Below are 24,665 nucleotides of genomic sequence, written 5' to 3' on the forward strand. Positions count from 1 at the left end.
TGTTTTTGTATCTAATTTTTGTAAACGACTATTTGTGACTAAAAGAAACAATTAAGCGCGTGAAGCTGCGTAGCTCTCTAATTCATCAATTGAAGTTTGTGCAACCACTTCGCCATCGATGAAGTACGTCACCATCTCACCATCACGAACACCGATTAGTGTCGCTCGCTCACCAAATTGGTAAGTGATATCCATTTGGATTGTGTTTTCATCAACCTGCTGCATCTGACCTTTTTCGATCATGTTTACATTGGTGATAGGACCTACAGGCGCTTCCGTTAGAGACGGATCTAATTGATGGTTAATATCAAGGTAAGTATCAACCTTAGTATCAAAGATGTGCGGCGCACCCGTTAATGGGTTGCTACCAGTCCAGAACTCTAGAGAGTTAAACACTAGGTAATCTGCAGCAACTGTTAGACCGTAAGCTGGAGCTAACAATAAGTTTAAGCCGCCACGAGCATAACGGTTATCAACGGCTTTAAGGTTGAACTTCATTAGGTAACCCGTTACTGCGTTGCTACCAACACAGCCAGATAAAGCAACAGATACCACCGCTAGTGCTACAACTTTTGAAATTGTTTTTTTCATTTTGATCTCAATATTTAAATTTGGCCGCCAAAAAATGGCGGTGGATAATACCAACGAACTGAATAACAAATATCAGCGCTAAATCAATGTATTGTCAGAAAATTCACAATTTGAAACACCCTTCAATTAGCCAAATAAAAAACTGAAACCAATTCAGAAGCTCCTTCATAAAAAACTTTTGTCGTCACCGTAAAGCGATTGATTCGTACTAAAAATCAACGATTGCTACATTCCGTGTTAACGAATTATCACCATGTTGAGAACAACCTAAATGGCAAGACTAAAACCTAATCAACCCTTCGAATTACTTGGTTATACTGTTCAGCCAGGACAACGAATGGAGATTGAACTGCAAGCGGCTCAGCTTTACACGCATTCTCCACTTTCGATCCCGATTGAAATTATTCACGGTCGCCAAGCAGGCCCAACACTGATGGTAAATGCGGCTATCCACGGCGATGAGCTAAACGGTGTTGAGATTGCACGACAACTGACCAATGCGATTGATCCAAAGAAACTGAAAGGGACATTGATTGTTGTGCCTATCGTTAACGTGTTTGGCTTTATCCATAAGTCTCGTTACCTACCAGATCGTCGTGACCTAAACCGTTGCTTCCCTGGCAGTGAGAAAGGGTCGTTAACATCACGCATCGCTTACACCTTCTTCGAAAACGTGGCAAAGCACTGTGATTACATTCTGGATCTACACACGGGCGCGATTCACCGTACCAATCTGCCACAGATTCGTGCAAACCTATCGAACCCTGAAACACTGCGCATCGCAAAAGCGTTCGCAACACCTGTGATCATTGATTCTCCGCTGCGTGATGGCTCACTGCGTAGCGAAGCGGAAAAACTGGGGATCCCTGTATTAACTTACGAAGGTGGTGAAGCGCTGCGTTTTGATCACCTAGCGATTCGTGCGGGTTACCTTGGCGTGCATCAAGTGATGAAAGAAATCGGCATGCTGCGTCCTAACCGTAAGAAGTTACCAGAGCCAGTATTGAGTAAATCCACCAGTTGGATCCGCGCTGAGTCAGACGGTATTTTGCGTAACATGGTAAGACTGGGTGAACAAGTTGAAGCGGGGCAAACCCTTGCTTACATCAGCTCTCCATTGGGTCACCAAGAAGGCCAAGTGATCACAACCAAAGGCGGTATCGTGATTGGTCAGCAAACTCTGCCTTTGGTCAATGAAGGTGATGCTGTGTTCCACATCGCTTACTTCAAGCAAGACGATGAAGAAGTCGGACAATCAGTAGAAAGCTACATTGAAGAAGTGGCAGAAGATGATTGGCTAACTGCGCTGAATAACTGATCAGACAATGCTTAACTGTTTAAGAGCTCGACGTTAAAAGCGAGAAGCCAAACCGAGCTCTTAAACACAATAAAACAGAACTCCACAAACTAAAAAGCCCCAATACACTTTTAACTAGAAAGAAAAAAGTTGTATCGGGGCTTTTTTTTCACAAATCCCTTATCTTAAAATTAAGGGATCTATAAATTAGTCATGCACTGAATTATTCAGCGTCTTCTTGCTCTTCTGCACGAGCTTTAGCGCGCGCTTCACGTGCTTGCTCAGCTTTAAGCTCTTTAGTGTGACGTAGTTCGTCACGCTCTTTACGCTGCTCTGATTTACGCTCGTTACGTTCAGCTTGGTTAGCGATGAAAGATGCTAGCTCTTTCTCTGCCCACTCTTGTGCTAGAACTTCAGTTTCGAAACCAGATTCACGCTTAGATACTGTAGTGCTGCGAGACGTTACTTGACGAGTAATCTCTGCACACCAACCGTTGCGTTTTTCTGTAAGGCGGATATCAAATTTTTTGTTCTTAGACATGTTCTATTTTTTCCTAAGGGAGATCATTAAGGGATCGGTCAACTTTGATAACTCCATCTAAGTGAGCATCTTTTAACACCATCCCTTGGTAAGCGCGGTATTAGAGCACAAATCAATGAATATTGCTGCAAATATTTGCAGCGGATCACACTCTAATGCTGCAAATCGTTTTCGCCTGATTTCAATCGGTTCGTAACTCTCGGTTCACCATCAACTTCAGCCCTGTTTTATCGACCACAATGAAATGAACTATGCTCAAACAGAGATAAATGAATCGCCTAAGACTTCCTATTGATAGGCACTCACATCTCACCTACTCCGCCCATAATTAAAATAGCTAAGGAGTTGCTATGGATAGCTTCATCAAAAATTTACCGAAGGTTGAGCTGCACTTACACATAGAAGGCACATTAGAACCAGAGCTGATGTTCGAGCTTGCCAAGCGTAATAACGTGTCGATTCCCTTTGAAAACCCAGACCAAGTGCGAGACGCGTACCAATTCCACAATCTTCAGTCCTTTCTCGATATCTATTACCAAGGCGCTAACGTGCTACTCCACCAGCAGGATTTCTACGACCTGACTTGGGCTTACCTACTGAAATGCCAGCAAGATAATGTGGTTCATACTGAGATATTCTTCGACCCTCAAACTCACACTGAACGCGGCATTGTCTTTGAAGTCATCATAAGCGGAATCACTCGAGCTTTGAATCAAGCGGAGCAAGAGCTTGGTATCAGCAGCCAACTGATCATGTGTTTTCTGCGTCACCTTGATGAAGACAGCGCTTTTGAAACGCTCAAACAAGCCCTTCCTTATAAAGATAAGATCATAGCGGTTGGGTTAGATTCATCAGAACAGGGCAATCCGCCAGAGAAGTTTAAACATGTATTCCAAGAAGCGATCAACCAAGGCTTTCTGACTGTCGCACACGCCGGAGAAGAAGGCCCAGCACAAAATATTACCGACGCACTGAGCTTGTTAGGCATTACCCGAATTGATCATGGCGTTCGCTGTGTTGAAGATGAAAACTTGATGGAACAGCTAATCGCTAAACGCACACCGCTGACGGTCTGCCCGCTGTCGAATACCAAGCTCAAGGTGTTTGAGACCATGCAAGAACACAACATCGTCGAGTTGCTGAGAAAAGGGCTGTGCGTCACCATCAATTCCGATGATCCGGCTTACTTCGGCGGCTATATGAATGATAACTTCCTAGCCGTCGCCAATGCTCACCCAGTGACCAAAAACGAATTAGCGCAATTCAGTATTAATGCCATCGAAGCCAGTTTCATCTCGCCTAACGCCAAAGAAGATCTCATCACACAGGTACGCCAATACCTTGCTGCGAATACTTAATGAGTTATCAAGATTAAAAAAGGGAAGCTCTGAGCTTCCCTTTCTGTATCAATCGATAATTAATTGGCTTAGCCCGGGTGACCATCCACCCTTGGCGTTAACAGCATCATCCCAAATTTCCAGATAAACAGCCCGAATGCTAACGTCCATAAACCAGCGCTGATGTTGACCATCTCAAATAAATACGCTGGGAAGAATGTCACACCTAAACTACGAACGAGTGCCGTGATAAATATAGCCGAGAACGCCAAAGCCATACTTGGCCCTTTATAGATAGCACGACCGGTATGTCCCATTGTCACTCGCGTAATCATCGCCAGTATCAAACCGCTCAAGCCACCAATTGCGAACAAGTGCAGCATGTTATGACTCGCAAATGGGTTATCTAACAGACCACGTAACAACAAGCTTAGAGGAATACATAGATAAGCCGCGTGCAGCGACCACACCAAAGGTTCAGACAGCGTTGTCCAAGGTTTCCATCGGATAAAGCGCACCAACTGAGTCACACCTGCCAATACCATCAACTCATTGCCGACTTGAGCAAAGGTCAATGGGAAGAAGCTCAGCACAAACAACCCAACCAAAGGTAGATTGGCTAGCCATTCCAACCAAACCAAGGGCTGTGCTTTTTCGAAATCAAAACGACGTGCCGTGAAGAACGGGATCACTCGCCCACCCATCACTGATAACAGCAAGGTAAACCACCACAACATAGCCTGCCAAACTGCAGACGATGGGAATGGAGGCATCCCCTTAATGGTCGCGTAACTAGCAAAGTTCGCCACGATAGCCAATATAAACAGCGGCACAAAAAACAGGTTCTTCCAGCCTTTCGATTTCACGACGCGGAAACCAATCTCGTAAGCGGCAAAGATCAAGAACAACGCTTCAACCGATGAGGTTAACCACAATGGCGCCGGTGTCCAAAACAGAATACGAGGTGCAAGCCATAAGCCAACAAGAGCTGCCAGCCGATAGTGCTTGGTGCCGTTGACACCCGTCCATGTTTGTACCGCCGTTAACACAAAGCCGACCACTATTGCCATTGAGAAACCAAACAGCATTTCATGTACGTGCCACCAAAGCGCTGGTACTTTTAGCATTTCAGGCTGACCGCTTTGGAACATGATGACCCAAGCCACAATCGCGATCACAGCATAGAGACTGCCTAAAAAGAAGAAAGGTCTAAAACCCAAACGAAGATAGGCTGGAATCGCGTCTTCTACACTTTTATCTGTGATATTTAACAAACTCGCTCCTAATTCTCAGATAAGCGGCCAAGGTATTACCTAAACCAAATTTGGTGTGCATCAAATCCGATGCAATATTCAGATCACATTGCATGAAACGCGCCAATTAGATAAAACCAGTAAAAACAGCGACTCACGAGATTCACTAGCCAATAAACAAGTCAAAAAAACACAACCAAAAGAGTCATAAAGACATATGTATGTATAAATAGAAACTTACTGACTTTTGGTATCTCGCCACATATAGTAAGACTAGACTTAAATGGAACAACTCAGACAAGGAATGCGATGTATATTTTTGGTTATGGCAGCTTAATCAACTCATCTTCACGCCAGCTTACCGGTCAGACAGGGCAAGCGATCCCTGCAATTGTTCATGGCTTAATTCGCCATTGGAGCAAGATCGATGACAGCTATGTATTATCACCTTTGATCGTCAATCTTGGCGAGGGACAAGTGAATGGTGTGTTGCTTGAGGTGGATGATATTGCACTGGCTGAATTTGATCGCCGTGAGCGTGGTTATCACCGAATCGAATTAAAGGCCTCTCAGATAGAAAGCCAAAATGAGTTTAAACAAGAGCAATCGATCTGGGTTTACATCAAAGACGAGATTGAAGCACCTTGCGAAAACAGCCCTATCGTTCAAACCTACGTCGATACGGTATTAGCAGGATGTTTAGAAGTGTCTGAAAGCTTTGCAGCGCACTTTGTTAAACACACACAAGGTTGGCATCACCCATTAGAAAATGATCGCCACCAACCTAAATACGGCAACCTTGCTGGGGTTTCCGATCACCACCACAGTGTAATCGATGGCTTGATACTGACCGTGCGCAGCTAGTTGATTTAGGTTGGTGAACACATTGACTCACCAACCTAAAGTGAGCTTAAACGACACGAATACCCGCTGACATCGCACGTTCCGGGGTCAGCAATACACTTTCAGATTCATCTTCCGTTTCGGCACATAACAACATGCACTCAGAAGTGTGCCCTCTCATCTTCGCCTTCGCTAGATTACACAAAACAACAACCTGCTTACCCATCAACTCTTCTTCGGTGTAGTAAGGCACTAGGCTGGTCACCGTTTGTAGCGTCTTGTCACCGATATCCACTTGCACGATGTACAGTTTGTCGGCGTTTTCATGACGCACAACTTCAATGATCTTACCCACACGCATTTCTAACTTAGCAAAGTCACCATAAGAGACAGTATCCATTTCTCACTTCCTATATTGATTTATTTTCACTCATTAAATTGTTTACTAAAATTAAGTAAAATGTAAATGTTTACACTAGCATTAAGCCTAATAATTACAAGCGGTAAAGATCTCATTACTGGAAGTAAAATGAGAGTTTCGTTGCCTTACTATCATTGTCGGTGTTAAATAGATGCAGCAATGTATAGAGGTTAAAAATGGCAACAATTAAAGATGTAGCAAAGGAAGCTGGTGTTTCTGTTGCAACCGTATCTCGAGTGATCAACAAGTCTCCTAAGGCGAGTGCAAGCTCGGTAGAGTCTGTAACTAAAGCGATGTCTAAACTCGGCTATCGTCCGAATGCCAATGCTCGTGCACTGGTAAGCCAAAGCACGAACACTGTTGGTGTACTAGTCGGTGACATCTCCGATCCCTTTTTTGGCACGCTGGTTAAGGCTGTCGATAATGTCGCTCGTGAGAACGGAAAACATATCCTTGTCGGCAATGGCTCACACGATCGTGAAGAAGAGAGACAAGCGATTGAATTGCTGATTAACAGCCGTTGCGACGCCTTGGTGATCCACTCGAAAGGCCTAACTGACGAAGAACTGATTGCCTATGCAAAAGAAGTCAAAGGCTTAGTGCTGATCAATCGCTATATTGCTGAGATAGCCAACCGTTGTATTTTCTTGGACAACAAGAAAGGCGCGTATCTTGCGACTGAATATCTGATCCGTCATGGTCATAAAAATATTGCCTGTATCGCTTCATCGCACAGCATTGAAGATGCCGATGAGCGTATCCAAGGTTACTTAGCGGCACTCTCAGATTACAAAATAGCGCTATCTGACAGCTATATTGAATACTCAGCGCCCACCAGTGACGGTGGCGAATACGCCATGACTAACCTTCTGACTAAATCGCTGCCAATCACTGGTATTGTGGCGTACAACGATTACATGGCAGCTGGTGCTTTGTCTGTCCTTGATGAAAACGGTATTCAAGCGCCGGACAAAATGTCGATCATCGGTTTCGATGATGGCTTGATTGCCCGCTATGTTCATCCAAAGCTCACCACTATTCGCTACCCGATTCAGATGATGGCAGAGAAAGCGACACGACTCGCATTGCACTTAGCCAAAGGTGAAAACACCTCAACTGAGCCAATGATGTTCTCTCCAACTCTGGTACGTCGTAATTCGGTAGAGAAAGTCTAAGTTCTAGTTTAATCATCAAACAATAAACAAAAAAAAGCCCTAACAGAATCGCTTCTGTTAGGGCTTTCCTACCTTACTCAGATACTCAACAATCGCGCTTAATAAACCGCACTCTTGTTGAGCGCCACTTTTGCTCATCCCCCAAGAACAACGCGATAATTCACATCGTCCTATTCACTAGCAAAAGATATTGGCGTAACCACTTTGAGCTAGAGCGTATTAGTTTGAAGAATCCCCCGAAAATTCAAACTGGTAACAGGTACTGTAGTTATATTCTTGTTCAGGCTTGAGAATACAACTGTCCTGCTTCCACTCTGGGTGGTTAGGAGAGTCAGGTAAGAACTGGGTTTCTAATGCCAAACCTGCGTAGTCTTCATAGCTGCCACCACTTCGGTTTGGTGTGCCACCAAGCCAGTTTCCGGTGTATAGCTGCATCGCAGGTTTGGTTGAAAATACTTTTAGTGTAACGAGCGCATCTGGCGAGGTTACGGTCGCGGCGCATTGAGTGCGCTTACAGCCGTCAGCCAATAAGAAAGAGTGGTCGTAACCCTTGGCTGCTTTCTGCTGTTCATCACCCAACAAACGCTCTGAGATCATCATAGGCTGATTGAAGTCGAAGCTGGTCGATTTCACCGATTTAAGGTTACCTAATGGGATTCCTACCGAATTGGTCGGTAAGAATTGATTGGCGTTAATGCTAACAATGTGTGACAAACAGTCGTGTCCAGCTTCAGCGCCAAGTAGATTGAAGTACGCATGATTCGTTAGGTTGACTACAGTCGGCTTGTCTGTGGTTGCAGAGTAATTAATGGAAACTCGATTGTCTTCGGTGATGTCATAACGCACCGACACATTCAAATTCCCCGGGAATCCTTGGTCACCATCAGCAGACTCAAGAGTAAACATCACTGACGTTTCAGTTTGCTCGGCAATATTCCAACGGCGTTTATCAAAACCATCTGGGCCACCATGTAAAGTATTGCCCGCTTGGTTGGTTTCCAGCTTGTGGTTCTGACCATCAATTTTGAAACGACCATTGGCTATGCGGTTAGCATAACGACCAACAGTTGTACCCATATAGCTGGCTTGTTTATCGAAGTTCTCCATTGAGTTAACACCCAACAAAACTTCTCTTCTATTTCCTTTTACCGGCAGGATACAGCTCAACCATGTTGCCCCAATATCCATGAATGTCACTTGCATGCTATGCGTATTTGACAGCGTCACTAACTGAGCGGGTTGGCCATCATAGGCTGGAGTCTGCGTCATGGATTGATGCAGGTTTTGCTCTTGTGTCATTCTAAATTCCTTCTAGTGCCAGTAAAAACCCTCTACCTGAAGTAAAGGCTTTAGCATTTGGCCTACCATGATCTTTTTACTTGGTAAGCTCTATATTAAGTCTCGAAGCCGTTAGATTACTTCAACTAAGCCTGCTCCGTCTTTCGCTTGGCACACATAAATAGATTCTTTTAGACCCGTCGCCGCTTGATATTTCTGCTCAACGGTTGTTTTAATTTCATCAACCAATGCAGGTGGAACCAATGCCACAATACAACCACCGAAACCACCGCCAGTCATACGCACGCCACCTTGTTCGCCGATCACTTCTTTGACCATATCAACCAGCGTATCAATCTCTTTAACCGTAATTTCAAAATCATCACGCATTGATGCATGAGATTCAGCCATCAACTCACCCATACGCTTCATATCATGAGTGCGCAGAGCTTGAGCCGCTTCAACCGTACGGTCATTTTCTGTAATCACGTGACGAGCGCGCTTAGCGACCATCTCATCAAGTTCAGACTCTTTCGCATTGAACTGTTCAATCGTCACATCACGCAATGCTGGAACACCAAAGATGCGTGCAGCTTCCTCACATTGCTCACGACGCGTGTTGTATTCACTGTCGACCAAACCACGTTTCTTGTTTGAATTGATGATCACCACGGCCATATCTTCAGGCATCGAAACCGCTTGAGTTTCTAGGCTACGGCAATCCAAAAGCATCGCGTGGTTCGCACGACCTTCAGCCGAGATCATTTGGTCCATAATGCCGCAGTTACAACCAACGAATTCGTTCTCTGCTTGCTGACCATTCAATGCGACTTCAGCTTGAGTGATCTCTAGGTTGTAAAGCACCTTGAATGTCTGACCAATAACCACCTCTAGTGCCGCCGATGAACTCAAACCTGCACCTTGAGGCACGTTGCCCGTTACAGAGATGTCTGCACCTGTAAATTCAAAACCACGACCTTTTAAGCACTTCACCACACCACGAATGTAGTTCGCCCACATCTTGTCCTGTTGGAACGTGATCTCTTGAGTGATGTCGAATTCGTCTACTGCATTATCGTAGTCGACAGACACAACACGAACGATGTTGTCGTCGCGCTTCGCCGCCGCTACAACGGTTTGGTAGTTAATGGCACACGGTAGAACAAAACCATCGTTGTAGTCAGTGTGCTCGCCAATCAGGTTCACACGACCTGGCGCTTGAACGATGTGAGTCGCTTGGTAGCCAAGGACTTGCTCAAAAGATGCTTTCACGTTTTGGATTAGATCAGACATAAGTAAACTCTCTGCTTAAACTCTTTGTTCAATTGGTTATGGCCCCTTCATGGCACCACTTTAATTCTTTGAGATTCCCGACTCCTTTGTTCCTCACTCTCGGGATTGACGCTAAACGTTTCAATGAAACTGTCATTCCAGAATCGAGGGACGAGATATCAGGAATCTCGTTTGTTACCTAAAAAGCTGCGTCTTACTGCTCTTTGTAGTGAACGTCACTCAAATCACGAAGACGTTGCGCAGCTTGTTCTGCGGTCAAATCACGTTGAGATTCAGCCAACATTTCGTAGCCCACCATGAACTTGCGAACTGAAGCACTGCGTAACAGTGGCGGGTAGAACAACGCATGCAGCTGCCAGTGATCGATGTCGGTACCTTCTTCGAAGAACGGCGCATAATGCCAACCCATAGAGTAGGGGAATGAACATTGGAACAAGTTGTCGTAACGACTGGTCAGCTTCTTAACCGCAAGCGCTAAATCATCACGTTGTTCGTCAGTCAGTTCACTCATGCGACGAATATGTGTTTTTGGCAGCAACATGGTTTCAAATGGCCATGCCGCCCAGTAAGGAACCACAGCAATCCAATGTTCAGTTTCAACCACAGTGCGAGATCCGTCTTTCATTTCAGCTTCAACGTAGTCCACTAATAGGTTTGAACCTTGTTGCTCGAAGTATTCTTTTAGAAGCTTTTCTTTACGTTCAATTTCGTTTGGCAGAAAGCTGTTCGCCCAAATTTGACCGTGTGGGTGAGGCTGAGAACAGCCCATTGTCTCGCCTTTGTTCTCAAACGCTTGAACCCATAGGTAATCTTTACCAAGCTCTTCAATCTGCTCGTTCCAGGTATCTATCACGCCGCGGATTTTATTCACCGGTAACTCTGGCAGCGTTTTGCTGTGGTCTGGAGAGAAACAGATAACGCGGCTCAACCCACGAACACCTTGAGTCTTAAATAGAGGGTTGTCAGACTCTGGAGCGTCAGGCGAATCAGGCATCAACGCCGCGAAATCATTACTGAATACATAAGTACCGTCGTAATCTGGGTTTTCATCACCCGAGATACGTGTGTTGGTTGGGCACAAGAAACACTCTTTCTCGTACTCAGGAAGTTGTTCAGTCGATGGCTTCTCGTCTTGACCGCTCCACGGGCGTTTAGCACGGTGCGGTGATACTAAGATCCACTGACCCGTTAGTGGGTTATAACGACGATGCGGGTGGTCTACTGGGTTAAATTCAACTTTTGACATACTTACATTGCTCTTAATTTTTGTGTCTTGGTCAATTCACCAAGACGAATAATTCTTCTACAAGGAGATTCCCTATCACGCTCGTTCCTCGCTGTAGGGAATGACGTGTAATCTCATTGTGCTATTTATGCAAAGGCAACCGCTTCATAGCCTTATGCTCCTTCGTCATTCCAGAATCGAGGTACGAGATATCTGGAATCTCGCTTTTCTCAATAACCTAAAAGTCTCTTAGTAACCCTGGGGGTTGTTCGACTGCCAATTCCAGGTATCCGCCGTCATTTCCATCACGCTGCGTGTCGCCTTCCAGCCCAGTTCGCGTTCTGCCTTTTCAGTGCTTGCCCAACATTCGGCAATATCACCAGCACGACGCGGACATAATTCGTAAGGAACTGGCTTGCCCGACGCTTGTGCAAAGGCTTCAACCATCTCAAGTACACTCGAGCCTTTACCTGTACCTAGGTTGTAAATGTGTAGACCCGCTTTCTCACCCACGGCTTTTAATGCAGCTACGTGGCCATCAGCCAGATCCATCACGTGAATGTAGTCACGAACGCCTGTTCCATCCGGTGTTGGGTAATCGTTTCCAAAGATAGAAAGCTTCTCTCTACGGCCAACGGCAACCTGTGCGATGAACGGCATTAGGTTGTTTGGAATGCCTTGCGGATCTTCGCCCATGGTGCCTGATGGGTGTGCGCCAACAGGATTAAAGTAGCGCAGTAAAGTGACGCTCCAATCGTTTTCAGCGTTGAACAAATCACTCAAACACTCTTCGACCATGTACTTGCTACGACCGTAAGGGTTTGTGGTATCGCCCGTTGGTGAGCTTTCGGTGATCGGCACAATCTCAGGGTCGCCGTACACGGTTGCCGAAGAGCTAAACACGATGCTTTTCACGCCTGCTTTCTTCATGCTGCGCGCTAGAACCAGAGAACCATTTACATTGTTATCGTAGTACTCCAAAGGCTTAGCAACTGATTCGCCCACCGCTTTTAGGCCAGCGAAATGAATTACGGCTTGAATGTCATGCTTAGCAAAAACACCATCTAAGAAGGATTCATCACGAATGTCGCCAAGGTAAAATGTTGGCGTTTGACCGGTTAGCGCATTGATTCGCTCCAGTACTAGCTCTTTGCTGTTGCAAAGGTTGTCTACAATGATGGGCTCCATGCCCGCCTGCATCATTTGAATACATGTGTGACTTCCGATGTAACCCATGCCGCCCGTTACCAGTACTTTCACAATCAACCTCTCTTCACTGTCATTCATGATGAAATCTGAACCGATACTCTGTGTATTAGTTCGTTGTTACAGAAATAGTAGCAGCCAATCTGACTATAATTCTGTGATCAGAACCACGAAGTGTAAACGTTTACACAAAGTTCCACGAGACATATTCATATCAATATAGAATTGACGAATCGATAGATAGCGCTAATTCATTGAAATTAAATGAGATCTTTATAGATAGTTAGATTTGCGACATCACAGAGGAGTTGAGCATTTATTTTACTAAAAGTTAATGCATTGGCTTTCAGTTTGATTACAATAGGTCAGTAGAATAAAGAGGTGCATTGCTTTTTTTACTAAAGACAAATTTCAAAGCAGCGCAATGTTCCAAGAACAGGAAGTGAGTATGGCAACGTTAAAAGATATCGCGACGGAAGCAAATGTTTCATTAGCTACCGTTTCTCGGGTTCTCAATGAAGATCCTACATTAAGCGTCAAGGAAGAGACCAAAAGGCGTATCTTTGAAATTGCCGAGAAGTTGGAATACAAAACCAGCAGCTCACGTAAATCGGTTAGCGGTAAAAAGCAGAACCACCACTTCCTTGCTCTGTACAACTACAAGCAAGAAGCGGAAGTTAACGACCCTTATTATCTATCGATTCGCCACGGTATTGAGACACAGTGCGAGAAGATGGAAGTTAACCTAACCAACTGTTACGAAAGTAAAATACAGACAAACTCTAGCCAGATAACCGGTATTTTACTGGTTGGTAGAATGACGCAAGAAGTTATCGCACAAGCGAAAAAGCTCACCGATAATATCTGCTATGTCGACTTTACCGATCACTCTGAACCTTATGACTCAGTTGATATTGACCTTGCTCGCATCAGCAAAGAGATCACCAACTTCTTCATTAACCAAGGCTACCAACGCATTGGTTTCATCGGTGGCCAAGACGACATTAACACCTCTGATATTCGCGAAGTCGCCTTTGCAGAATACGGTGGTTTGAAGAACGTAGTCAGCGAACAAGATATCTATCGCGGTGACTTCTCTAGTTCATCTGGCTACAAGCTGGCGAAGAAGATGCTAGAGAGCGGCGATTACCCGAAAGCGATGTTTATTGCATCAGATTCGATTGCAATTGGTGTTTTACGCGCCGTTCATGAACATGGATTGAGCATTCCAGAAGACATTGCGCTGATCAGTGTCAATGACATCCCAACCGCTAAATTTACCTTCCCAAGTTTATCAACCGTTCGTATTCACTCTGAACTAATGGGAATTCAAGGTGTTAACCTTCTGATTGAGAAAGCACGCGATGGCCGAACTATCCCACTAAGAGTTTACGTACCAAGTAAACTCAAGCTGCGCGATACAACAAAATAACAATACATTTCAAATAGATAATGAAAGGTCACCTCTATTATAGGTGACCTTTTTTGTACCTGTTATCTCCCTCTCCAATCACATATCGTCTCTTCCAATCTGCTGTATAAAACACCAAATAGCATTCTTTTAAGTGGATCACACAGCACTGTAAAAAGCCCACAAAAAACGTGATGGAGTTAAAGTAAAACGTTTTCACTAATTTCATTTAGTAAAACTTTTACTAATAATTACCTCAGTCCAAAAAATACTCGTATTCACTACGACCCAATTACGCATAAGAACGTCGGCCAGCATTCAAACAGGCCGAGAGAGAGGCAACGTGAACAACTGGGAAAACTTCCTGAACTTACATGAGAACCGTATGGCACCACGTGCTTACTTCTTCTCATACGCATCAGAAAAAACAGCTAAGACATTTCAACGTGAATTAAGCAGCCACTTCCAACTATTAAGTGGTCAATGGAATTTCAACTACTTCACCAACCCGTTACTGGTTCCTGAAGAGTTTTACTCTCAAGAGATGAGCGACTGGGGCCACATTACGGTTCCAAACATGTGGCAAATGGAAGGCCACGGCGATCTTCAATACACAGATGAAGGTTTCCCATTCCCAATTGATGTGCCTTTCGTCCCATCAGACAACCCAACTGGCGCATACCAACGTTCTTTCTTCCTTGGCGAAAGCTGGGACGAGAAACAAACCATCATCAAATTTGATGGCGTAGAGACTTACTTCGAAGTTTACGTAAACGGAGAGTACGTAGGTTTCAGCAAAGGCAGCCGCCTAACCGCCGAGTTCGATATCTCTAGCCATGTAAAAGCGGGCAACAACCTTCTTTCAATTCGTGTGATGCAGTGGGCTGACTCAACCTACATTGAAGACCAAGACATGTGGTGGACGGGTGGTATCTTCCGTGATGTTTACCTTGTTGGTAAAGAACAACTGCACGTTCAAGATCTAACGGTTCGCACTGATTTTGACGATGCTTACCAAAGCGCAACCCTTTCGTGCAATGTTGCTCTAGAAAACCTAGCAGCAGCGACCAACGCTACTCTTGAGTACGCATTGCTTGATGGCAGCCAAGTTATCTCGCAAGGCTCACTAGATAACTTAAATGTCGATGGCAATGCGAGTACTCAATTCTCTATCGATGTCGTGAACCCAGTTCAATGGAACGCTGAAAACCCTTACCTATACCAACTGTTGCTTACGCTGAAAGACGCTGACGGCAAGGTGCTGGAAGTGATTCCACAACGCGTTGGTTTCCGTGATATTAAAGTGCGTGATGGTCTGTTCTACATCAACAACAAATACGTGATGCTGCACGGCGTGAACCGTCACGACAACGACCACCTGAAAGGTCGTGCTGTCGGCATGGATCGCGTAGAGAAAGATTTAGTACTGATGAAGCAACACAACATCAACTCAGTACGTACTGCACACTACCCGAACGACCCACGCTTCTACGAATTGTGTGATATCTACGGCCTATTCGTGATGGGTGAAACCGATGTCGAAACACACGGTTTTGCTAACGTTGGCGACCTAAGCCGCATCACTAACGATGCTGCATGGGAAGCGGTGTTTGTTGAGCGTATCGAACGTCACATTCACGCTCAAAAGAACCACCCTTCTATCATCATGTGGTCTTTAGGTAACGAGTCTGGCTACGGCTGTAACATTCGTTCTATGTACGACGCCGCTAAAGCGATTGATGACACGCGTTTAGTTCACTACGAAGAAGACCGTGATGCTGAAGTGGTCGACATCATTTCAACCATGTACTCACGTGCTCAACTGATGAATGCCTTCGGTGAATTCCCACACGAAAAACCACGCATTATCTGTGAATACGCACACGCCATGGGTAACGGCCCGGGCGGTTTAGCCGAGTACCAAAACGTGTTCTACAAGCACGACTCGATTCAAGGTCACTATGTTTGGGAATGGTGTGACCACGGCATTCTAGCGCGTGATGAAGCTGGAACAGAATTCTACAAGTACGGTGGTGACTACGGTGATTACCCGAACAACTACAACTTCTGCATGGACGGTTTGATCTACCCAGACCAAACACCTGGTCCAGGTTTGAAAGAGTACAAACAAGTGATTGCCCCAGTGAAGCTTCGCGATTTCAATGCACAAACGGGTACCTTCACAGTAGACAACAAGCTTTGGTTCTCAAACATCGATGACTACACCATCACAGCGGAAATCCGCGCTGAAGGTGAAACCATTGCCGTACAACACATCAAGGTTGAAGAGTTGGCTGAAAACTCTAGCCGCGAACTGACGCTTAACTTGCCACAGCTTGATGAGCGTGAAGTGTTTGTGAACTTCACGGTTCGTAAGGATTCTCGTACTTCATACAGCGAAGCGAACCACGACATCGCGGTTTACCAGTTCCAAGTGAAAGAGAATACAGCACAACTTGAAGCCTTCACCAACAACAATGCGACAGCACTGAATGTTGAAGAATCTCGTCTCGCTTACCTAATCAAGGGCCACAACTTCGCACTGAACTTCTCGAAAGTGAACGGCAAGCTGACGTCATGGTTAGTCAATGGCGAAGAACTGATTAAGTCGGAGCCTAAGCTGAACTTCTTCAAGCCAATGATCGATAACCATAAGCAAGAGCACGATGGTTACTGGGAGCCTGCGCATCTACAGATCATGCAAGAGCACTTCCGCACGCTAAACGTGGAAGAGAACAACGGCAAGATTGAGATCACCACCACCAGCATCATTGCTCCACCGGTATTTGATTTCGGCATGCGCTGTGAATATCGCTACCAAATCAGTGCCGAAGGCCAACTGAACGTTGAACTGAGCGGCGAACGTTACGGTGATTACCCACATGTGATTCCAGTGATTGGTTTCGATATGGGCATTAATGGCGATTTCGACCAAGTTCAATACTACGGTCGCGGCCCTGAAGAGAACTACCAAGACAGCAAGCAAGCCAACATGATTGATGTTTACCAATCAACCGTGGCTGACATGTTCGAGAACTACCCGTTCCCACAAAACAACGGCAACCGCCAACATGTTCGTTGGGCTGCACTTTCAAGCCGCGCGGGTAATGGTATTGCAGTAAAACCACAGCGAGAAATCAACTTCAGCGCATGGTTCTACACCAACCAAAACCTACACCAAGCACAACACACCATTGAGCTAGAGAAGAGCGGTTACATCACGCTAAACCTAGATCACCAAGTGATGGGCTTAGGCTCGAACTCTTGGGGCAGCGAAGTGCTCGACTCTTACCGCGTGTACATGGACGAGTTCCGCTACGGCTTAACTCTGATTCCATTCCAAGCAGGCGATTGCGACGCGCAGCACCTAATCAATCACAACTTTGGCGATGAGTTTTTTACGGCGAACGCACCGAAAGCTCAACCACAACAGAACGAGGCATAAGCGATGATCGTTTTAGAAAGCTTAGAACAATTTAAAGTCGTCTACCGCGATGGTCGTAAATGGCAACGCTGTGTAGAAGCGATTGAAAACATCGGCAACATCAAAGATGGCGTGATGTATTCGATTGGTGACTCACTGGCTTACATGATTGAAGACGGCGTGGCTCGTAACACTGAAAACTTTACAGGCAACCGTCGTTATTTCGATGTGCACTACTACCTAGAAGGTCGTGAAACTGTCGAGTTCGCAGCGAAATCAGAGCTAGAACAAATCCAAGTTTACAGCGATGAAACTGACCGTGAACACCTACTGGGTAACGGTGAAACTCGTGAGTTAGCTGAAGGCCAAGTAGCAATTTTTGATAACAGCAAAGCTTACCGCTTCCACGGCGATAACCGAGTTCGCAAAGTGGTTCTGAAAGTGACCATTGAAGACGGTTACTTCCTTAATAAGTAAGTAAAACCCTATTAATTCACAGCGCGTTTGAGCCTTGCCGTTCAAGGCTCAAATAAACTGAACAAACCCTCTATGCTTCTTCCCTACAAAGAAGCATAGAGAAATAACGACTATAATTATGTGATTCCCCGGAGGACACTATGTCTGAATCTGTACGCGGTAAGTTGGGCAAATTTGCCTTGCTCTCCATGACATTTGCAGCGGTATTTAACGTTCGCAACATCGTAAATAACAACATCGAATTGGGATTGAGTTCTGCTCCTATCTTTTTGCTTGCGACCCTTATTTACTTCATTCCATTCGTGTTCATCATTGCTGAATTCGTATCAGCAAACAAAAATTCAGAGTCAGGCATGTACGACTGGCTAAAAAAACCGCTGGGTACTAAAGCGGCCTACCTAGGTTCGTTCCTGTACTGGTTCGTGAACCTTTTCTGGTTTGTATCGCTGTTACCAAACGTCATCGCCTACGCATCTTACGCAATGCTTGGCTACGAATACGCCTTCTCTCCTGTCGTGACATCGGCAATCTCGATTGGCCTATTTGCTGCAGCAACGCACATCTCAACCAAAGGTGCGAGCTGGTTAGGTAAGATTGCAGAGATCGTGGCATACGGCGTATTTGCTCTGTTCGCGATTTACGTTATCGGTGCACTGATGGCACTGGGCGGTAACCACGAACCGGTTGAACCAATCACGCTAGAGGCAATGACGCCAACCATCAACTGGGCAACGTTAGGCATCATGTGTTGGATCTTCCAGGCAGCCGGTGGTGCAGAAACTGCAGCCGCTTACCTAAACGATGTTAAAGGTGGTCATAAGTCTTTCATCAAGGTGATCATCAGCGCGGGTATCGCTATCGGTATCATGTACGCAGTCGGTTCTCTATTAGTGAACGTATTCGTTGCACGTGATGAGCTAACTTATGCTGGCGGCATGGTTGAAATCTTCACTGGTATGGCGAACTACTTAGACATTTCCCAATCTCTAACGGGTCGCTTCGTCGGTATCATCCTATTCGTCGCTATGTTCGGTTCGATGATGATGTGGACAGCAGCTCCAGTGAAAATTCACTTCTCTGAAATCCCTAAAGGTGTTTACGGTGAAAAGACGACTGAGCTTAACGAACACGGCGTGCCAGTACGTGCAGCATGGTGGCAGTTTGCGTTCGTATTCCTAATGCTAGTGATTAACGGCTTCGGTTCTGAGTCTGTACAAGACATGATGAACACCGCGATTAACCTAACAGCAGGTACGGCAATGTTACCGCCTATCTTCATCATGGTGGCGTACTTTGTATTCCGCTTGAAGCATGACGATACGCCACGTGACTTCCGCATGGGTACTCGAGTTCAAGGTATGGCTGTTGTATCTGTACTTATCGGTATCTTCGTTGTGAGCATGACAGCATCAGCATTCCCAACGGGTGTAGACCTAATGCAAGCGTTCTTCGTCAACGTATTTATGACGGCAGTGTTCTCAGCTATCGCTTGGTGGTGGATCTCTCGCTTTGAAAAGAAGCAAGCAGGTAAAGAAGCAAAGCTAGAAACAGCTAAGCAATCGTAGCACTCTGAATTACCCCCAACTTTAAAAGCGCCTGCCATGGCGCTTTTTTTTGTTTTAAATCAGACAATTAAAGTAGCAACCACAAAAATAAAAACGCCGTTACGTCAAGGTTTCACTTCACGAAAAACGCCAATTAATCGGTAAGAAAACTCGAATAAAAACCAAGGTAAAATATTAACTAAATTTATTTACCCAATGTCACATATTCGATCAATTTAGATTAACTTCCCGCCGCTTAATCTTTAATCTTCTTGCTGAAGAGACAAGCTATTCCATATAAAAAACGACACAAAGCCCCTACAAGCCTTATCAAACGTCGCACATGAAACTGCCAATCTCTTTATAGAACTTCTGAGTCGTTAACCTGTTATTTCGGTAATAAATTTACTGAAAACAGCAAAGTTAAATCACTAAGAAGTCCGATCGTAAATCTATAAAAATAATATCTGAGCCAACCCTGATTGATCTGAGCGGGTGTTTGCCAAACCAACATAACAATAAAAGTGCGGCCTAGAGCCTCCCTCTCTAGGACCAAGTTATAACGATCATCAACGTGATTCACCGGAGAACATCATGTCCGATAATAAACGCAGTACGATAGGCAAATTTGCCCTACTGTCTATGACCTTCGCGGCGGTATATAGCTTCAATAACATCATTAATAACAACATCGAAATCGGCCTCTCTTCGGCTCCGATGTTCTTTTTAGCAACCATCTTTTATTTTGTTCCTTTCTGTCTGATAGTCGCTGAATTTGTGTCACTGAATAAAGACTCTGAAGCGGGTGTTTATTCTTGGGTTAAAAGCTCGCTAGGCGGCCGCTGGGCATTTATTTCGGCTTACACATACTGGTTTGTTAACCTATTCTTCTTCACGTCTCTGTTGCCTAGAATCATCGCTTATGCGTCATATGCGTTCTTAGGTTTCGAGTACATCTTCACGCCAATGACCACAGCAATTCTGAGTACCATTTTGTTTGCGGTCGCGACTCACATCTCGAACAACGGCGCGAAGCTACTGGGCCCTATCACCTCTTTAACTTCGTCACTGATGCTATTGCTGACTATGTCTTACATCCTGTTATCAGGCGGCGCATTGGTTGGTGGTATCGAACCTGCTGACCCAATCACGATTGAGGCAATGACACCGAGCTTTAACTGGGCATTCCTTGGCGTAATCACTTGGATCTTCATGGCGGCGGGCGGTGCAGAATCGGTCGCAGTTTACGTAAACGACATCAAGGGCGGTCACAAATCTTTCGTTAAGGTAATCATCATTGCCGGTATCTTTATCGGTGCGCTTTACTCCGTTGGCTCTGTACTTGCTAACGTGTTTGTTGCTCGTGAAGAGTTGAAGTTTACTGGCGGTTCAGTACAGGTATTTGAAGGGCTAGCAAGACACTTTGGACTGTCTGAAATCTTGATGAACCGTTTCGTGGGTGTGGTTTCATTCACGGCAATGCTAGGCTCTCTACTGATGTGGACAGCGACACCAGTTAAGATTTTCTTCTCTGAAATCCCTAAAGGTATCTTCGGTGAGAAAACCGTCGCGCTTAACAAGCAAGGCGTTCCAGAGCGTGCAGCATGGGTTCAGTTCTTTATCGTGATTCCGCTGATGTTCATCCCAACGTTAGCCTCTGACACAGTTCAAGATTTGATGAGCACCATCATCAACATGACTGCAGCAGCTTCTATGCTACCGCCACTGTTCATCATGATCGCTTACCTTCACCTGCGCGTGAAACTGGACCACCTTCCTCGTGATTTCCGCATGGGCTCACGCCGAGTTGGTATCACTGCGGTTTCGATTCTTATCGGTATCTTTACCGTAGGCTTCTTTGCATCGACCTTCCCAACGGGCGCTGACATCATGACCATCATTTTCTACAACGTTGGCGGGATTGTGATCTTCCTTGGTTACGCATGGTGGAAATACGGTCAATACGAGAAAAGCTTATCTGCAGAAGAGAAAAAACTAGAAGCGAAACCTGAACCGGTCAACGCTTAGTTTTACCCTACGTTCTGATTGAAAACTTAAAGCACTCCCATTTGGTGAGTGCCTTTTTTATGACTAAACAACAATCACTTAGACTATTTGGCCTATCATGATCCTTTTACTATCTAACCTATATAAAATCATTAATATCAATTAGCTAGGAAAGAACCGCACCTGATAATGGTAATGCTCTTTCAATAATTTGTATTCATCATGGACACTTGGCGTCCATGAATCATCACCGCCCACACCCATATGAAAACCATCGATGTTCACAAACAACTGGTCTTGTTCGGTTAAGTCACAAGTATGTTTTGCCTTCTGTAGCTGCTGTAACCCAAAACGACTGACTGAGAAATGGAAGTCTCCTTGCAATTCGAATGCGCCCACTTTTGCCTCACGAACATCACAACGCAAACCGCAATCAGAAGGGAAAATATACGGGGTATGCATTTGTTCAATACTTTGCTGATATAGCCCCATATGTGCGGACATCTTTCGATCTGGGTAGTTTTCGTGTGGCCCACGACCAAACCATTCCACCCCATCAGGCACATGCTTCAAAGCAAACTCAAATCCGACTCGTGGCAGAGACGGCAAACCTTTCGCCGCTTGAACATCCACATCTAATTTGACCTCACCATCGGCAAATAATTGGTATTGCCAAGTCGACAACAAACGAACCTGATCTTCCACCGTGTGGGCAATTCTTGCAGTCACCGACACCCTATTTTTCTGAGTGATGGATGAAAATTCGATGCACTCTGGAGTGAGCCTATCTAACCTCATAGCCTGCCAGCGTGCGATCCATGAATTGGGGTCTACACGGTTTGCTTCACTGACACCGATATCGTTGTCTAATGGTGCGCGATAAAAGTTATCTCGAAGGCCACTAGCAAGCTGTTCCACCCCTTTGATTTTCCAGCTTTCTAATGTCCCAGACAATCTGTCGAACTCTACTTGATAAGCATCACCAATCACCGTCAGCAGCGTGTCGGTTTCAGTCACTTTCGGTGGAAATTGAGAGAGGTTAGCATCCAACATCAATTGTGGTTGAGTAGGTAAGCTAAGCTGTTCAATCGCCGTCACATGACCTTTATCCGCCCATGCAGTATTGGTGTTTAATACCACTTCGAGATTAAGGTAATTAAGCACGTTGGCCGTCTTCGGAATAGTTACACCATCAAGCTCAATCTGCACACTGGATTGAGCTTCAACAAACAGTTCAATACTGCCATGACATTGAACAATTCCATCTTGAGTGATATTCCAATTAAGCGTTTCGACAGACTCTGAATCAAATAAATACTCACTAGTAATCTCAATCACCAGTGGTGATGCAGAAACCAGCTTGAATTGATAAAACTGCTGCGCTTTTTTCACTTCATGAAGCGTTGGATGCACCGTTCTGTCTGGGAACACCAAACCATTAATGCAGAACTGGCGATCATTAATCTCGTCGCCGAAATCACCACCATAGCCCCAGTACTGTTTGCCGCTCGAATCGGTTTTGGTGATCCCTTGATCGACCCAATCCCAGATAAATCCGCCCTGTAGTCTTGGGTTGTCTCTAAACGCCTGCCAGTATTTATCAAAGCTACCTAGACTGTTCCCCATTGCATGGGCGTATTCACAGAGAATCAGAGGACGTTGCTCGTTTGGTAGAGCGATAGCTTTACGAATACCCACGCGAGGTGTCACCTCAGGTTGACTCTCAACCACAGGTAAATCCCAATCAACCCGCGCATACATAGGACATAAAATATCGGTCGCTGCGGTATCTGCCCCGCCACCTTCATACTGAACAGGACGTGTTGGATCAGTTTGTTTCACCCATCGATACATCGCATGGTGATTACGACCAATACCCGATTCATTGCCCAGCGACCAAATGATCACGCTGGCGTGGTTTTTATCGCGCTCCACCAGCCTTGTCATTCGTCTCATGTACGCATTCAACCATGACGCATCATCGGATAAACGGCACATCGGAAATTGACCATGAGTTTCCACATTCGCTTCATCAACCAGATACAGACCATACTCATCACATAGTTCATACCACAATGGATGATTCGGATAATGAGCGGTTCTAACGGCATTGAAGTTATTTTGTTTGAGCAGTTTGATGTCTTGAATCATCCCCTCTCGAGTCATGGTGTGACCCAATTCAGGGTGATGTTCATGACGATTGACGCCACGAATCAGCAACGGTTTTCCGTTAACTTTTAGCAAACTATCGGTAATTTCAACACTTCGAAAGCCGACATCGTAAGCCTCACAATCTATGAGCTCATCTTGTTGATTGAGTAACGACACCACACAGCGATATAAGTAGGGTGACTCGGCACTCCACTTGTTCGGATTCACGACCGAAAGGCGGTGCTCTGCGACTTCAGACCAAGGCCCTTTCTCATCCACAACTCGCTCGCCAAAGCCCACGATTTGAGGTTCACAAACCAACTGTCCTTGAGCATCATAAAGTTCAGCTTTCAGCTTATCGAAGCCTTCTACATCATTGCTGTGCTTGGTTATTTGCGTAGAAATATTTAAAACCGCATCGCGATAGCAAGCATCTAGCTGAGTCTCAATACCAACATCCTCGATTGCGACCTTGGGCTTTCTCAATAAAGTCACATCACGGAAGATGCCGCTGAGCCACCACATATCTTGGTCTTCAAGATAGGAACCATCAGACCAACGCAGCACCATGACTGCTAGCGTGTTCTCGCCTGCTTGTAAGTATTCAGACACGTCAAATTCAGCCGGTAATCGACTGTCTTGCGAATAGCCAACCCACTTGCCGTTGCACCACAAATGAAATGCAGAATTCACGCCATCAAAGGTCAGCCTATGGGTATCTAATAGCTCCGGTTCCGTGCAGTTAAAATGCGTGCGGTAGAGTCCTGTCGGATTATCGCTAGGGACGAAGGGAGGGTTATCAGCGAAAGGATATTTCACATTGGTATAGATCGGTTTATCAAAGCCTTGCATCTGCCAGTTGCTTGGCACCGCGATCGACTTCCATGAGGAATCATCAAAATGTTCAGAGACAAACTCTTCGCAGACCAACTCAGGCGAATCGAACAGCTGAAACTTCCAAACCCCATTGAGAGACAAGGTGCGTGACGAGTTCTTCCCCACAGCCTCTGCCAACGAGGTGTAACCATTCAAAGGAGCATGAGCCTCAACAACGTTATGATGAGTGATGTGTTGGTTTTCCCATTCGCGGGCAGAGATGATCTGAGAGAAAGTTCTCATTAAGTGTTCCTTACGATAAACCGAATATAGTGAATCATTGCAAGTAGTACTAGGCAGGTTGTAATGGGTGCC

18 protein-coding genes are annotated in these 24,665 nt (G+C 45.3%); 9 read left to right on the forward strand and 9 right to left on the reverse strand.

Translation table 11 applies throughout. The annotated features are described in order from the left end of the window. Nucleotides 1–51 precede the first annotated feature (51 nt). The gene (locus ITG09_12720; protein ID UPR51557.1) at nt 52–591 is read right to left on the reverse strand and encodes a DUF3332 family protein; all 540 of its coding nucleotides are present in this window, start codon (nt 589–591) and stop codon (nt 52–54) included. 271 nt (nt 592–862) lie between these two features. On the opposite strand from ITG09_12720, the gene ITG09_12725 reads away from it, so the two are divergent. Then, nucleotides 863–1,909 carry a succinylglutamate desuccinylase/aspartoacylase family protein gene (locus tag ITG09_12725; GenBank protein UPR51558.1) on the forward strand — a complete coding sequence of 349 codons (1,047 nt, stop codon included), beginning with the start codon at nt 863–865 and terminating at the stop codon, nt 1,907–1,909. A gap of 202 nt (nt 1,910–2,111) precedes the next feature. Here the strand turns inward: ITG09_12725 and ITG09_12730 are convergent, their stop codons facing one another. Beyond that, nucleotides 2,112–2,429: a DUF3622 domain-containing protein gene (locus ITG09_12730; protein ID UPR51559.1), complete on the reverse strand. Its 318-nt coding sequence runs from the start codon at nt 2,427–2,429 to the stop codon at nt 2,112–2,114. Nucleotides 2,430–2,779: 350 nt separating this feature from the next. Here ITG09_12730 and ITG09_12735 point away from each other — a divergent pair, with 350 nt between their 5' ends. Beyond that, nucleotides 2,780–3,787, forward strand: a complete 1,008-nt coding sequence (locus ITG09_12735) for an adenosine deaminase (GenBank protein ID UPR51560.1) — start codon at nt 2,780–2,782, stop codon at nt 3,785–3,787. A gap of 68 nt (nt 3,788–3,855) precedes the next feature. Here the strand turns inward: ITG09_12735 and ITG09_12740 are convergent, their stop codons facing one another. Beyond that, nucleotides 3,856–5,040 (reverse strand): NnrS family protein, encoded by a 1,185-nt coding sequence (locus tag ITG09_12740; protein UPR51561.1) that lies wholly within the window; start codon nt 5,038–5,040, stop codon nt 3,856–3,858. A gap of 288 nt (nt 5,041–5,328) precedes the next feature. Between ITG09_12740 and ITG09_12745 the strand changes: the two genes are divergently transcribed. Next, nucleotides 5,329–5,883, forward strand: a complete 555-nt coding sequence (locus tag ITG09_12745; protein ID UPR51562.1) for a gamma-glutamylcyclotransferase — start codon at nt 5,329–5,331, stop codon at nt 5,881–5,883. A gap of 46 nt (nt 5,884–5,929) precedes the next feature. On the opposite strand, the gene ITG09_12750 is transcribed toward ITG09_12745, so the two are convergent. Then, nucleotides 5,930–6,262, reverse strand: a complete 333-nt coding sequence (locus tag ITG09_12750) for a tRNA-binding protein (protein UPR51563.1) — start codon at nt 6,260–6,262, stop codon at nt 5,930–5,932. Nucleotides 6,263–6,459: 197 nt separating this feature from the next. Here ITG09_12750 and ITG09_12755 point away from each other — a divergent pair, with 197 nt between their 5' ends. Continuing rightward, a complete protein-coding gene (locus tag ITG09_12755; GenBank protein UPR51564.1) occupies nt 6,460–7,458 on the forward strand; it encodes a substrate-binding domain-containing protein in 999 nt (332 codons plus the stop codon). A gap of 219 nt (nt 7,459–7,677) precedes the next feature. On the opposite strand, the gene galM is transcribed toward ITG09_12755, so the two are convergent. From galM to galE, 4 genes are all read right to left on the reverse strand, one after another. Next, complete coding sequence (gene galM / locus ITG09_12760) at nt 7,678–8,757, reverse strand: galactose-1-epimerase (GenBank protein UPR51565.1); 1,080 nt, start codon at nt 8,755–8,757, stop codon at nt 7,678–7,680. Between the two features lie 111 nt (nt 8,758–8,868). Then, nucleotides 8,869–10,029, reverse strand: coding sequence for a galactokinase (gene galK, locus ITG09_12765; GenBank protein UPR51566.1), 1,161 nt, complete (start codon nt 10,027–10,029; stop codon nt 8,869–8,871). 193 nt (nt 10,030–10,222) lie between these two features. Then, nucleotides 10,223–11,275, reverse strand: a complete 1,053-nt coding sequence (locus ITG09_12770; GenBank protein UPR51567.1) for a UDP-glucose--hexose-1-phosphate uridylyltransferase — start codon at nt 11,273–11,275, stop codon at nt 10,223–10,225. Nucleotides 11,276–11,503: 228 nt separating this feature from the next. Next, nucleotides 11,504–12,514 (reverse strand): UDP-glucose 4-epimerase GalE, encoded by a 1,011-nt coding sequence (galE, locus tag ITG09_12775; protein UPR53639.1) that lies wholly within the window; start codon nt 12,512–12,514, stop codon nt 11,504–11,506. 394 nt (nt 12,515–12,908) lie between these two features. Between galE and ebgR the strand changes: the two genes are divergently transcribed. The 5 genes from ebgR to ITG09_12800 all read left to right on the forward strand — a co-directional run bounded on the left by ebgR (nt 12,909) and on the right by ITG09_12800 (nt 21,344). Next, nucleotides 12,909–13,892, forward strand: a complete 984-nt coding sequence (gene ebgR, locus ITG09_12780; protein ID UPR51568.1) for a transcriptional regulator EbgR — start codon at nt 12,909–12,911, stop codon at nt 13,890–13,892. A gap of 322 nt (nt 13,893–14,214) precedes the next feature. Beyond that, complete coding sequence (ebgA, locus tag ITG09_12785; protein ID UPR51569.1) at nt 14,215–17,316, forward strand: beta-galactosidase subunit alpha; 3,102 nt, start codon at nt 14,215–14,217, stop codon at nt 17,314–17,316. 3 nt (nt 17,317–17,319) lie between these two features. Further along, nucleotides 17,320–17,772, forward strand: a complete 453-nt coding sequence (locus ITG09_12790) for a beta-galactosidase subunit beta (GenBank protein UPR51570.1) — start codon at nt 17,320–17,322, stop codon at nt 17,770–17,772. Between the two features lie 140 nt (nt 17,773–17,912). After that, a complete protein-coding gene (locus tag ITG09_12795) occupies nt 17,913–19,337 on the forward strand; it encodes an amino acid permease (protein ID UPR51571.1) in 1,425 nt (474 codons plus the stop codon). Nucleotides 19,338–19,910: 573 nt separating this feature from the next. Further along, a complete protein-coding gene (locus tag ITG09_12800; GenBank protein ID UPR51572.1) occupies nt 19,911–21,344 on the forward strand; it encodes an amino acid permease in 1,434 nt (477 codons plus the stop codon). A 141-nt stretch (nt 21,345–21,485) separates the two neighbouring features. Here the strand turns inward: ITG09_12800 and ITG09_12805 are convergent, their stop codons facing one another. Continuing rightward, nucleotides 21,486–24,593, reverse strand: coding sequence for a beta-galactosidase (locus tag ITG09_12805; protein UPR51573.1), 3,108 nt, complete (start codon nt 24,591–24,593; stop codon nt 21,486–21,488). Between the last annotated feature and the right edge of the window lie 72 nt (nt 24,594–24,665).

Origin of the sequence: Vibrio cyclitrophicus (genome assembly GCA_023206055.1) — a bacterium.
Lineage (GTDB): Bacteria > Pseudomonadota > Gammaproteobacteria > Enterobacterales > Vibrionaceae > Vibrio > Vibrio cyclitrophicus_A.